This window comes from Halovibrio salipaludis, assembly GCF_002286965.1.
GTDB lineage: Bacteria > Pseudomonadota > Gammaproteobacteria > Pseudomonadales > Oleiphilaceae > Halospina > Halospina salipaludis.
Genome location: NZ_NSKD01000001.1, coordinates 274,366 through 286,577 on the forward strand (window position 1 = coordinate 274,366; position 12,212 = coordinate 286,577).

At 62.3% G+C, this 12,212-nt stretch carries 12 protein-coding genes; 8 read left to right on the forward strand and 4 right to left on the reverse strand.

The window, feature by feature from the left end; genetic code table 11:
• Positions 1 to 75: 75 nt before the first annotated feature.
• The 3 genes from CK501_RS01350 to CK501_RS01360 all read left to right on the forward strand — a co-directional run bounded on the left by CK501_RS01350 (position 76) and on the right by CK501_RS01360 (position 3,037).
• Positions 76 to 861, forward strand: a complete 786-nt coding sequence (locus tag CK501_RS01350) for a MerR family transcriptional regulator (RefSeq protein ID WP_095615927.1) — start codon at positions 76 to 78, stop codon at positions 859 to 861.
• Positions 862 to 1,012: 151 nt separating this feature from the next.
• Positions 1,013 to 1,957 (forward strand): metal-dependent hydrolase, encoded by a 945-nt coding sequence (locus CK501_RS01355; protein WP_198949342.1) that lies wholly within the window; start codon positions 1,013 to 1,015, stop codon positions 1,955 to 1,957.
• Positions 1,958 to 2,116: 159 nt separating this feature from the next.
• Complete coding sequence (locus tag CK501_RS01360; RefSeq protein WP_095615928.1) at positions 2,117 to 3,037, forward strand: metal-dependent hydrolase; 921 nt, start codon at positions 2,117 to 2,119, stop codon at positions 3,035 to 3,037.
• Between the two features lie 7 nt (positions 3,038 to 3,044).
• On the opposite strand, the gene CK501_RS01365 is transcribed toward CK501_RS01360, so the two are convergent.
• Together CK501_RS01365 and CK501_RS01370 are read right to left on the reverse strand one after the other, a co-directional pair.
• Positions 3,045 to 4,244, reverse strand: a complete 1,200-nt coding sequence (locus tag CK501_RS01365; RefSeq protein ID WP_095615929.1) for an alanine racemase — start codon at positions 4,242 to 4,244, stop codon at positions 3,045 to 3,047.
• Positions 4,237 to 5,553: a D-arabinono-1,4-lactone oxidase gene (locus CK501_RS01370; protein WP_095615930.1), complete on the reverse strand. Its 1,317-nt coding sequence runs from the start codon at positions 5,551 to 5,553 to the stop codon at positions 4,237 to 4,239. Before CK501_RS01370 ends, CK501_RS01365 begins: the two co-directional genes overlap by 8 nt.
• Positions 5,554 to 5,935: 382 nt before the next feature.
• Between CK501_RS01370 and CK501_RS01375 the strand changes: the two genes are divergently transcribed.
• Entirely contained in the window at positions 5,936 to 6,439 is a 504-nt protein-coding gene (locus CK501_RS01375; RefSeq protein WP_095615931.1) for a hypothetical protein, read from the forward strand.
• Between the two features lie 30 nt (positions 6,440 to 6,469).
• Positions 6,470 to 6,823, forward strand: a complete 354-nt coding sequence (locus CK501_RS01380; RefSeq protein WP_095615932.1) for a hypothetical protein — start codon at positions 6,470 to 6,472, stop codon at positions 6,821 to 6,823.
• Between the two features lie 24 nt (positions 6,824 to 6,847).
• On the opposite strand, the gene CK501_RS01385 is transcribed toward CK501_RS01380, so the two are convergent.
• Entirely contained in the window at positions 6,848 to 7,792 is a 945-nt protein-coding gene (locus CK501_RS01385) for a sterol desaturase family protein (protein WP_095615933.1), read from the reverse strand.
• 122 nt (positions 7,793 to 7,914) lie between these two features.
• On the opposite strand from CK501_RS01385, the gene CK501_RS01390 reads away from it, so the two are divergent.
• Positions 7,915 to 8,898 (forward strand): helix-turn-helix transcriptional regulator, encoded by a 984-nt coding sequence (locus CK501_RS01390; protein WP_233128823.1) that lies wholly within the window; start codon positions 7,915 to 7,917, stop codon positions 8,896 to 8,898.
• 137 nt (positions 8,899 to 9,035) lie between these two features.
• Positions 9,036 to 10,673: a methyl-accepting chemotaxis protein gene (locus CK501_RS01395; RefSeq protein WP_095615935.1), complete on the forward strand. Its 1,638-nt coding sequence runs from the start codon at positions 9,036 to 9,038 to the stop codon at positions 10,671 to 10,673.
• Here the strand turns inward: CK501_RS01395 and CK501_RS01400 are convergent, their stop codons facing one another.
• Positions 10,674 to 11,405, reverse strand: coding sequence for a sulfite exporter TauE/SafE family protein (locus CK501_RS01400; protein ID WP_095615936.1), 732 nt, complete (start codon positions 11,403 to 11,405; stop codon positions 10,674 to 10,676).
• 178 nt (positions 11,406 to 11,583) lie between these two features.
• On the opposite strand from CK501_RS01400, the gene CK501_RS01405 reads away from it, so the two are divergent.
• Positions 11,584 to 12,198, forward strand: coding sequence for a Yip1 family protein (locus tag CK501_RS01405; RefSeq protein ID WP_095615937.1), 615 nt, complete (start codon positions 11,584 to 11,586; stop codon positions 12,196 to 12,198).
• Positions 12,199 to 12,212 lie beyond the last annotated feature (14 nt).

The following is a 12,212-nucleotide window of genomic DNA, read 5'->3' on the forward strand; positions in this document are numbered from 1 at the left end:
TCAGATGGCGCTATTCATCCCTGCGGTTCCACGCTAAAATGCCGTTTTCACTCATGAATCAGCCAGAGACTGCCTATGGCGCAGAGTGGCAAACAGGAATCCGGCGAGTTCTCCATTGACCAGCTGGCGCGGGCCAGTGGCATGACGGTGCGCAATATCCGGGTGTACCAGGAACGGGGGCTGATACCGCCGCCTGAACGCCGTGGGCGCAAGGGCATCTACAGCGAGACCCACCTGTCGCGGCTGCGCATCATCGGTCGGCTGCTGGAGCGCGGCTACACCCTCAATAACATCGCCGAGCTGGTGGAGAGCTGGGAAAGCGGCAACGGCATCGAGCACATTCTGGGGCTCGAGAAGGCCGTGGTCAGCCCCTGGTCCGACGAACTGCCCGAGTTCGTGACCAAGCGTGAACTGGTCCAGCGCTTCGGCAGCATCTTCATGGGGAGTGCGCTCAAGCGCGCGGAGGAACTGGAGCTGATCATCCCCGAGGGGCGGCGCTACCGCATTCCCAGCCCGCGCATCCTGCACGCCGGCTCGGAACTGGCCAAGACCGGTATCCCGCTGGAGGACATGCTGGATGTCGTGGCCTACCTGCGCCACAACGTCGAGCAGGCGGCGGAAGAGATGGTCAAGCTGGTGGAGCGCCACATCTTCAGCCGTTACGGCCAGCATATGCCGCCGCCCGGTGAATCCGAGGAACTCGCCCAGCTCATATGGCGCCTGCGGCCACTGGTGGAAATGGCCGTGCTTCCGGAGGTTGCCCGGGCCATGCAGAAGGCCGCGGATCGCCACCTGGGCGACCGGCTGGCGTACATCCTGGACCACCTCAACCTGCCGGAATCCCAGGACAACTCCGGCTGACCCACCCGCTGTGACCCGACGATTGGCCCTCATGACGCCACCCTCCGTCACGCGGGTCTTGTCGCTCCCCCGAATACTGTTACATTGAGCATTGTGACTTTCATCAATGTCAGGTTGATGAGGGCTGACAATCATCAAGGGGAGGGCCGCCATGACAGCCGCAACCGCAGCCAAAGAACATGAATCCGACGAGAGCATCCAGGGCCCGGGCGACGAGGGCATGGTGATGCCCGAGCGCCGGGATCTGCACTTCCTGCCGCCGAAGGAGCGTATCCACGACTGGCATGCCCAGGGGCCGCACATGACGCAGTTCATGAACGCCCTTTCCCTGTTCTTCCCGGCCGGCGAGCGGCTGTTCATCGACGCCCTGCGCGCCTACCGCGATCAGATTCCGGACCCGGACCTGAAAAAAGCCGCCACCGCCTTCATCGGCCAGGAGGCGATGCACAGTCGCGAACACATCGAATACAACAAGCTGATGCAGGAAGAAGGGCTCCCGGCCGATAAGCTGGACGCCTTCGTCTGGTCACTGCTGGATTTCCTCAAGGAACGCACCCCCAAGAGCATGCCGCTCAATGCCACCATCGCTCTGGAGCACTTCACTGCGCTCATGGGCGGATTCCTTCTGGACCATCCGGAGGTGATGGAAGGCTCGCAGGAGGATTACCAGCGCATGTGGCAGTGGCATGCCATGGAGGAAGTCGAGCACAAGGCCGTCTGCTACGACGTCTGGGAAAAGTGCATCGGCCGTGGCCCAACCGCCTATCTCAAGCGCGCCTTCGGCATGACCGCCGCCACCGCCATCTTCTGGCCACTGGTCGTGGGCTTCTACTTCCAGATGGTGAGCAACAGCGAAGCCTGCCGCAAGGAAGGCTGGCGTGGCCACCTGACGGTGCTCAACACCCTGCTCGGCAAGCCGGGCGTACTGCGCCGCCAGGTCCCGGAGTGGCTGGAATACTTCAAGTACAGCTTCCATCCCTGGCAGCAGAACAACAGCCACCACATCACGCATCTCAATGAGCTGGCGGAAGAGGCCGAGGAAGCGTACCAGAAGGCGATGGCCGGAGAGGGCCACCATCACCACACCCATCACTGATCTTCGGGACTGCAAGAGCTCCCCGACCCCTTGGCCCGGTTCGTCCGGGCCTTTTTTATGCGCTCGCCGACCTGACGCATACCTGCGTCGCTTCGGCCTTGTCCCAATCCAGCCCGGCGTTACATTGGGTAGACACCCATTGAACAGGGAGGGCGCGTTATGGCCACATCCACCGCCGCCAACGACCAGCACACAACGGAGGCCACCCAGGACAACATGGTCATTCCGGAACGCCGGGACCTCCACTTCCTGCCACCAAAGGAACGCATCCACGACTGGCACGCCATGGGGCCACACCTGAGCCAGTTCATGAACACCCTGTCGCTGTTCTTTCCGGCGGGCGAGCGCCTGTTCATCGATGCCGTGCGCGCCTACCGCGATGAAATCCCGGATCCGGACCTCCGCCGGGCGGCGTCCGCCTTCATCGCCCAGGAGGCCTACCACAGCCGCGAGCACGCGGAATACAACCAGCTCATGGAGGACGCCGGGCTGCCCGCCGGGCGTCTCGACCAGCAGGTGCGCCAGATGCTGGACTGGTTCAAGAAGCATGGCAGCCGCCAGGACCTGCTGTGCGAGACCATCGCACTGGAACACTTCACCGCGCTCATGGGCGGCTTCATGCTGGACCACCCCGAGATCCTCGAGGGCTCCCAGGAAGACTACCGGCGCATGTGGGAGTGGCACGCCATGGAGGAAGTCGAGCACAAGTCGGTGTGTTACGACGTCTGGGAGAAGTGCGTGGGCCGTGGCCCGCGCGCCTACGTGCACCGGGTCGTGGGGATGATGCGGGCCACCACGCTTTTCTGGAGCAACGTCACCCGCTTCTACCTGCAGATGACGGCCGCCAGCGAGGCCTGCCAGCGGGAAGGCTGGCGTGGTCACCTGACGGTGCTCAACACCCTGCTCGGCCGCCCCGGCCTGCTGCGCCGCCAGATCCCGTCATGGCTGGAATACTTCAAGTACAGCTTCCACCCCTGGCACCAGAACAACAGCCACCACCTGCAGGGGCTGGATGAGCTGGCTGAGGAAGCGGAAAAGGCTTACCAGCAGGCCATCGCGGCCCACGCCACCCGGCACTGAGCCATTCTCAGGCGGAGGGCGGCAGCACCGGCCACCAGTCCACGATGGCGCCATCCTCGTAGACGGCGATGTCGCCGAACTGCAGGAACACGGCCTCACTCTGGTGGGGCCGGAAGAACACGAACTCGTCCGGCTGAATGGCCAGCCGGCGGTCCCCGTTGAGCATCTCCTGGTTGGAGGAGCGCCCCAGAAGCCGATTGTAATGAAGGCCTGGCGGATCCACCGGGTCCGCCTGCCAGTTGCCCCCGTGGATGAAGAGTGCACTGGCCGTCTTTGGCCGCAGCCGCCGCCCCAGGGCGCTCGCCCACTCCAGGCCCGGTATGCGGGTAGGCGCCGGTCCCTTGAGCACGGGCGTGGCAATGAAGCAGGCCGGCTTGTGCGGTGCCAGTTCCGGGATATCGAAATGGGTTGGTTTGACCAGCGCCGACCCCACCGAAACCTCATTGGCGACGTCTGTTTCCGGGTGCATGCGGTAGGTCGGGCTGCCGCCCGCGTTGCGGATCAGGGATTCCGCCACACCGGCACCGAGCACGGATTCCGCCTGTTCGATGGCCGCCCGGTATGCGGTCTTCGCGCGCCTCAGCAGATGGCGGCGCCACCCCAGGAGCTCCGGTATGGAGGCCAGGTGCGGCTCATACCCCATAAAGCCGGACAGCATCAGCCAGTCACTGTTACCCAGCCGTTCCAGGGCCTCCCCCAACCGCCGACCCGCCACAAAGCCACCGCGATGGAGCCCCACGTCCAGCTCCAGGCTGATCCGAAGCCTCACCCCGAACGCCTCCGCCAGCCGCTCGTACTGGGCGAGGCGCTGGGGCGTATCCACCAGCCACTGGATCCGGTCCAGTGCCTGCTGGCGGGGGTCCGGAAGCTGCGAGAAGTGAGCCCGCACGGCCGCCTCCGGCAACGGCTTCCCGAGCAGCTGATCCGCGTCCGGCATCAGCTCACCCAGGGCCTTGAGCATGGGCTGGTTGAAGGTCATCAGCTTATCGCTGCCAGTGCGTTCGCGCACATGCGCCAGCAGCTTCGGCGACGGCAGTGACTTGGCCACGATGCGGTAGCCCATGCCCTCCGGCAGGTGGCCCATCAGGGTGTCGATGTTGGCGTCCAGGCGGGCGCGGTCCACCACCAGGGTCGGGCCGGCTACCCCCGCGTCGATCAGCGCAGACTGCAGGGCCTGGAAATAGGCATCGCGCCCTGGATCAGCCATGGTGTGGTTCCCCCCAAAGCCTGGCGGTGTGCGCGTTCACCAGCTTGTTGGTCGGGTCCAGCTCCCGGCGCAGTGCCAGGAAGCGTTCAAACTCCGGATAAAGCTCCGCCAGTTCCGGCGCTCCCAGCGAGTGCAGCTTGCCCCAGTGCGGACGACCGCCGGCCCGGCGGAAGATCGGCTCGACCCGGCGGAACAGCCAGTCGTCCTCATCCCGGGCGTGGGTGTGCACGGCAATGGAGATGCGCCGCCCGCCATTGAACGGGCTCAGCCAGGCATCATCGCCCGCCGTCTGGCGCACCTCGATGGGAAAGAACACGTCCCGGCGCTCACGCTCCACCACGTCGATCACCTCGCGCAGTGCATCCACGGCGTTCTCCGGCGGCAGGTGGTACTCCATCTCGTTGAAGCGCACATTACGCTCGCTGGCCAGAAGCCGCCAGCTGTCGCCCACCACGTCCTCGGGAGTCACGCCGCGCACAACCCGGCTGAGAATGGCCCGGCGCAGGGGCGTGCACCAGCGGGTCAGATCCCGCAGGCGCTTCGCCTTCATAAGGTCCTCGTCATCCGTGCTGGGCGCGCGTTCCGTGGGGGCCGCGGTGGTCTCATCATGAGCAATGCACATGCCCCAGCCGGAGAAGGGAATGTAGAAGAACTCGAAATTGCGGTGACGTTCCCAGCGGGCGGCGGCATCCGCAATAATCGAATCCAGTCGTTCCGCCCAGGTCCTGCGGTGCAGCCGGTAGTTCGGTCGCAGCGCCACCCGCAGCTCATGGATCACGCCGAGCGCGCCCAGCGAGACCTGCGCGGCTTGCAGCCGCTCCGGATCACGCTCCCGCGTCCATTCGAGGTCCTCGCCCCCGGCGGTCAGGAGGCGCACCCCGGTGATCGCGGCGGAAAGACAGGGCAGCTCGCGCCCGGTGCCGTGGGTCGCGGTACCAATGGCGCCGGCCAGTGACTGGACGTCGATGTCCCCGAGGTTGGGAAACGCCAGTCCCTGTTCGTGGAAGGCCGGTGAGAGATCGCGCAGGCGGCTGCCGGCGCCCACCCAGGCGCTCTGTGACTCCGGATCCACGGAGCGGACGCCGCCCATCCGATCCAGGTTGATCAACGTGCCACCGGTTGGCACCAGCGGTGTGAAGGAGTGCCCGGCACCGACAACCCGCAACCGGCGTGCATTCACCACCCCATCACGCAGCGCCTCAAGTGTCTCCGGCTGGGCGAACGCGTCGGGGTCAGCGCCTTGGTGGCCGGACCAGTTCCGCCATTCGGATCGGGTGGCATCCCGGCTCGCCGTTACACTGCTTTCCATGAGTCGACCTTCCTGATCGCGACTGGAGCCTGCATTGTGCCATGGCCTCGGCTGGAGCAGCGCGGGGACTGTGTCACGTTCAGCGCATCAGCCGCACGTAGCGTCGGGATTCCAGCCGATCTACCTCAAGCTGCTGACCCATGCTACCCGGCACTGAACGCCCTTGATTCCATAGATCGATCACTCTTACCATCGATATTCGTTTAATCTGCAGGGACGCAATAAATGAAGCCCAGCTCGACACTTCAGCATACAGATCCCCTCTTCGCCCAGAATAGACTAACCGTCAGCATTAAGGTCTCTCGTGGGCATCGGTCCCTGCCGACTGAGCTAATACACGTTTCAATATAAACCTTCATTGATACCGAAAAGGAGTTTCGGAATGGACAGCTTTTACGAAAACAGAAAATCACAGGCAAAGGTGGTACTGGTTGGCGCCGGCGTTAGCCATGCTCAGATGTCTTTCGGGCTTAATGTTGCCACGGTTGGACTCCTGGGCCTGAGAAAGAACCGACAGGCGAAGGAATTTACCTACGGACTTTCCAGTGCATTGGACGTTGATGGTCACAGCGGATCATTGGGCGTGGGGATTGCTTACTCTGACTGGTTCTACATCAGTGATGAAGCATTTGAAGCTCTCAAATTCGACAACATAGTCGGAAAAGGTGTTAGTGCGGACATCCACGTCAAGGGCACAACGTTGCTTTACGGAAAATCGGATATAGAAATAGGGCTTATCAACCGCCAGGGGAACTACAAGAAAATCGTGGATGTGAGGGATATCCAGGTAAATGGGTTGCAAGTGGCCGGGACGAGCGTTCGCGGCAGACTCGTCAGGGGACCGGAAACCCTTAACAGACAACGTCAGGGGTTGTCCCAATTTTAAAGACCAAGCATTTGCAGGGAGCACATCGCCATGACCCAAGTTGAAACAAGCCCATCACTGGTTAAATGGGGTAACCGGTTAATCATTGGCCTTGGCATCTGGATTCTTGGTGTCATCGCCTTTTTCCAGGCTTTCGGAGAGTTCATCCATGGGACTGAAGTCTGTGGGGCTGGTATCGGCGGACAAACTCTCTGCTTCCTGACACTGCCAGTTACCCAATATGTCGCCGTGGCATTGATCCCGGTCATGATCGGGAAGGAATGGCTGTTAGGGAGCCCGGCCCGGAGAATCAGGATCAACACAGCCATTCTGATCCTTCTAACCCTGTTCGTTGTATCGTTCCTGATGCTCCTTAGGATTTACGCTTTCGGTGAACCCGTGTGACCACCCCACAACGGCTCGCATAGATTAAGTATTGTCTTCGGGTAAACCGGATAATTCCCGCTGCCACTCCGGCGGCTTCCAGAGGTGCTTCAGGCGCTCCGTCACGGGCCCGCGGATGGTCATGTCCCGGAACAGGTCCGCGTACTCGTGGGTCCAGAGCGTGATCAGGTCATCGCCCGGAACCGGCGTGGTAATGCCATAGACGGGCGGGTCCTGGGCCTGCTCGTCCACGAAAGTGCCAAACAACCGATCCCAGATGATGAGCACGCCCCCGTAGTTGCGATCGATGTAACCCGGGTTGCAGCCATGATGAACGCGGTGATGGCTGGGCGTGTTGAATATGAGCTCGACCCAGGAGGGCAGTTTGCCCACCAGCTCGGTGTGAATGAAGAACTGGTAGACCAGCGAAAGCGCATAGGCGATGCCGATCCAGAGCGGATTGAAACCCAGTGATGCGAGAGGCAGATAGAACAACCAGGTGCCATTGAAGATGTTGGTGGCATTCTGGCGCATGGCGGTGGTGAAGTTCAGCCGTGGCGAGGAATGGTGCACCACGTGCGCTGCCCAGAACCAGCGGATGCGGTGCCCGGCCCGGTGCTGCCAGTAGAAGCAGAAATCCACGCCGATGAAGGTCAGCAGCCCGGTGAGCAGGTTCAGCTCAATGTCGAACAGTCGGTAGTGATAGAGCAGTGAATAGACGGGAAACGCGATGACCCCGGCAAACAGCAGTTCGGTGGTCTGGTAGCCGGCCCCGAGCATGAAGTTCTTCACACCCTCGCGGCCGTCCATCCGGTCCGGATCATGCTTGAGTTTCTGGTATTCCCAGAGCGCCACCAGCAGGAAGACGGGCGTCGCCACCACGAACACCAGCTGCCGGGCATCCAGGGCCAGCCACTCACTGGCGATCACCCACAGCGCCAGCAGACCGCTGTCCGCAAGAACGGCGTGCATCATCTCAAACAGTGTCATGCCTGTTGCCTCTCCCGGGTTTATTCATACAGCACCAGTATTGACCAACGCCAAGCGTTTATATTGACTTTTCACGCCACGGTTTTGATGATTGACGCCATAACGCCTGACGGGAGATGGCCATGCGGATCAACGGTGCCTGGACCGGCCTGCTGACGGACTGGCTCGACGAGCAGGGGCTGGATGCCCCCGACACCCGGGACCGCCTCGCCCGTTATGCCCCGGACGACACAGTGCCCGTGCCGGTCTGGCGGGACCTGCTGGCCTCAGGGCTGGCACTTGCCGAAAGCGAGCCAGCCCCGGAACTGGCGGTGGGCGCCTGCGTCCAGCCCCACCACGTGGGGATCCTGGGTTACCTGGTACTGGCCTGCGAAACCCTGGGTGATGCCATGCTCGCCTACCAGCGCTACGAGCGCCTCTTCTACGGCGAACAACTGGCCGAAATCGACGCAACCGGTTCCGATGCCGAGATCCGGTGGCCCCAGGGGCCGGAACCGCTGGGACTTCAGGCGGACGGCGCCGCTATTGCGGCCCTGGTCACCTTCCTGCGCCGACAGCTGGAAGACCCGCCTCCACCCTCATCCGTGAGCTTCCACGAACGGGCGGACAGCGAGCGCACCCGTGCCTATGAGGCCTTCTTCGGATGCCCCGTGACCTTCGGTGATACCCACGTGCGCATGCGCTTTCCGGTGCAGCACCTGCAACTGCCCATGCCCCGGCGGGACCCGACCCTGCGGGCCCTGCTCGACCGCCAGGCCAATGCCCAGCTGCGACTGCTGCCGGACGACCAGCGCCTGGAGGAACGCCTGAACCACCATCTGCTGCGTCTTCTCGCCGAGGGTAACCCCAGCCTTGAACGCATGGCCCGGGCCCTGCACATGGCACCGCGCACGCTCCAACGCCGCCTGGGCCGTTACGACCTGAGCTGGCAGCAGTGGCTGGACCACGCCCGTAACCGACTCGCCCAACAATACCTGACCGACCCGGCACTGAGCCTGAACGACATTGCGCTGCTTGTCGGCTATTCAGAACAGAGTGCGTTCACACGTGCTTTCCACCGATGGAACCATCAGTCACCGGGGCGATTCCGGCAGACACAGCCCTAACCGGGTGGTCGGAGAAGCTGCCCCTTCAACAACACATCCCACCGATGTCAGTAGTTTCTGCATATTCTGCTAATTTGAATATTGCGCGAAAGTAAATTCCGGAAACTCCCGGCGGTACAAGGGCAGTGGAGACAACTATGCAGGCCATCAATAAACTCGGACTAAAAACAAAAATGCTGCTCCCGTTCGCTCTTACGGGGTTGGCCATTGTGCTTCTGGGCTTTCTGAATGTTTCAACGGTCCGGAATCTAGTGGGTGACGTTGACGAGGTATCAACCGCCTTCCTGCCAGCGATCAGTGAAATCCTGAATGCGGACCGCGACCTGCACCAGGCCTACATCGCCCAGGATGCCCTGATCGTCGCGTCCCGTGAGGGAGATCCGGTGGATCCCCACTTCGAAACCTTTTCCGAAAACGCGGACCAGGCACTGGATCGCATGGAAGCCGCAAGCGAGCACATGGACGGAACGGGTATCAACGACTCCCTTTCCGGTTTTCATGACGCCTTCTCCAGCTGGCGCAACAGCGCGGAAGCCGTCAACGAGATGGCCGCCAACGGCAACCCGGAGCAGGCCCGGGAACGGATGAAAAGCGAGACGATTCCCCGCTTTGATGAACTGCGCTCGTTCTACAACGAAGCAGGTGAGTTCACCGACGAAGAGGCTGTTACCACCGCTTCCAACGCAGCTGATGAAGGTCGCGCAAGTATCACTACCACAGTAACCACCACCCTGATTGTACTTGCCATCAGTATCGGTATCTTCCTCTTTGCCACCAGGCTGATCACCGGCGCCATTAACCAGCTCCGCAGACGCCTGGACGACATCGCCCAGGGCGAGGGCGACCTGACCCGTCGGGTCGAATCCGAAAGCAACGATGAGCTGGGGCGGCTGGCGGACAGCTTCAACGCAGTACTCGGCAACCTCCAGTCCATGATTGGTGAGATCAAGGAACTGGCCACCAATCTGGACAGCGGTGCGGACGAACTGAGGCAGACCGCCAAGGACAACAGTGATGGCATCTACCACCAGACCGAGTCCATCAATCAGGTCGCCACCGCCATCAACGAGGTACAGAGCGCCATCGAAGAGGTTTCCTCGAACGCCAACCAGGCCGCGGAGGTCACTCGCAGCACCCATGAAAGTGCCAGTTCCGGCAGCCAGATCATCCACGACGCCTCCAGCGAGGTGAAACGGCTGGCGGACCAGATCCAGGAAGCGGTGAACGTGATCCAGAAACTGTCCGAGGACTCCGGCAACATCTCCACCGTCCTGGACGTCATCCGCGGCATCGCCGACCAGACCAACCTGCTGGCGTTGAATGCGGCTATCGAGGCCGCCCGCGCCGGGGAACACGGGCGTGGCTTCTCGGTGGTCGCTGACGAAGTACGTACCCTGGCCCAGCGCACCCAGAAGTCCACCACCGAGATCAACGACATGATCGAAAACCTGCAGAGCGGCGTCTCCAACATCGTCAGCGTCATGGAGACCGGGCGCCAGCAGGCCACCCAGAGCGTGGAGAGCTCCAACCGTGCCGAGGAAGAACTCAACACCATCCTCGAGGGCATGAACCGGATCACCGACATCAACGCCAGTGTGGCCTCAGCTACCGAGGAACAGACCCAGGCCGTGGAGGAGATCAACCAGAACGTGACCCGCATCAACGACCTGGCCCAGGACAGCGACGAACGCTCACGGAACCTGAACGACGTCAGCGAACGGCTGGCGGACTACGCCCGGTCGCTGAGCAACCAGGTGGCACAGTTCCGGACCTGACTACAGGCTCAGAAGCCCCCGCGTAAGAGCCGCCGCTCCGGCGAGTCCGGCAACGCCCAGAATCAGGCCACGCAGCCGTTCGCCATCAATCCGCCCCACAAAATGCGCGGACAGCAGGAATCCGGCAATCACGCCGGGGAAGGTCACAAGGAAAAGCAGCCACTCGCGCGCTCCCAGATAGCCTGAGAACGCCAGCGCGCTCAGACTCAGGAGACTGGCGAACAGAAAGAAGGCGGACATGTTGGCGCGTACCAGTGGGCCGCGCTCGTTCTGGTAGATCATGGCAATGGGCGGGCCACCCACGGCGGTAATGGTCCCCATAAAGGTCGAGGCCATGCCGGCCAGAACACTGCTGCGCCCGCTCAGGCGCGGTCGCCAGCCAGCCACGCTCAGCCCCACAGCCACCAGGATCAGCACGCCGAATATCAGTTCGAACCCCCGGGGTGAAATCGCCATGAGGGTGGCAGCGGCCAGGCAGGTTCCGACCACGCCGCCGCCGATCGCCAGACGCACCTCGCGGACGCGCACCGCCATCCGGTTGCGCGCCAGCATCATGACGGTGAGCAGGGTGGCGTTCAGGGTCAGCGGACCAGGCACCAGCACGGGGCTGATGAGAAACAGCAATGGCGCGGACAGGGTGCCGATACCGTAGCCCACAACGCCCTGCAGGCAGGCTCCAGCCAGCACCACAAGATTCGCAAGCAGTATCTGATACAGCGCCAGTTCCGCCATTATCCACCACTCCCCGACATGGAGCGCGCAGTCTACCAGAGCCGGATCAGCATGCCCGTATTGATATAACGCAATGCAGTGATGCGGCGCTTAACGCACTGTCTCCATGGTGTATTACACTGGTAACCGTTCCGGGCCTGAAAGGTCCCGCTCCAACAACAAAACAGGGAATTGCACAATGATCCTCAGTCACGCCTTCGGCATGCTCTTCCGCCCCGAAACCGAATGGGCGGCTATCAAGCAGGAAAAACCCACACCAATGGTGGTCTACGGCCTCTACATCCTGATCCTGGCCCTGATCGGACCGATCTCCGCCTATATCGGCACCGTGGAAACCGGCTGGACCATCGGTGACCGGCTCATCAAGCTGACACCGGACAGTGCCATGCAGCTGGTCATCCTGACCTACCTGGCCATTCTCGCAGGCAGTTTCGCCCTGGGTTACGGCATCAACTGGATGGCCACCACCTTTGGCGCGGAGAAGGAAGAGAACGGCAACAACGCCCTGGCCCTGGTGGCCTATTCACTCACGCCCATGTACATCGCCGGCCTGACCCTGCTCTACCCGGATCCCTGGGGCAATGCCATGATCCTGCTGGCAGCCGCCAGTTACGGCGCCTGGCTGATGTGGAAAGGGGTGCCCGTCGTGATGGGCATGAGCAAGGAACAGTCCATGGTCTACTGCGGCGGTATCCTGACGCTCGCACTGGTACTGCTCGTGAGCACCCTGGCCACCACCGGCCTGTTGTGGAACTTCGGTTTCGGCCCCACCTTTGTTGAGGCAGGCCTTTAAGCCCTTAACAGAAG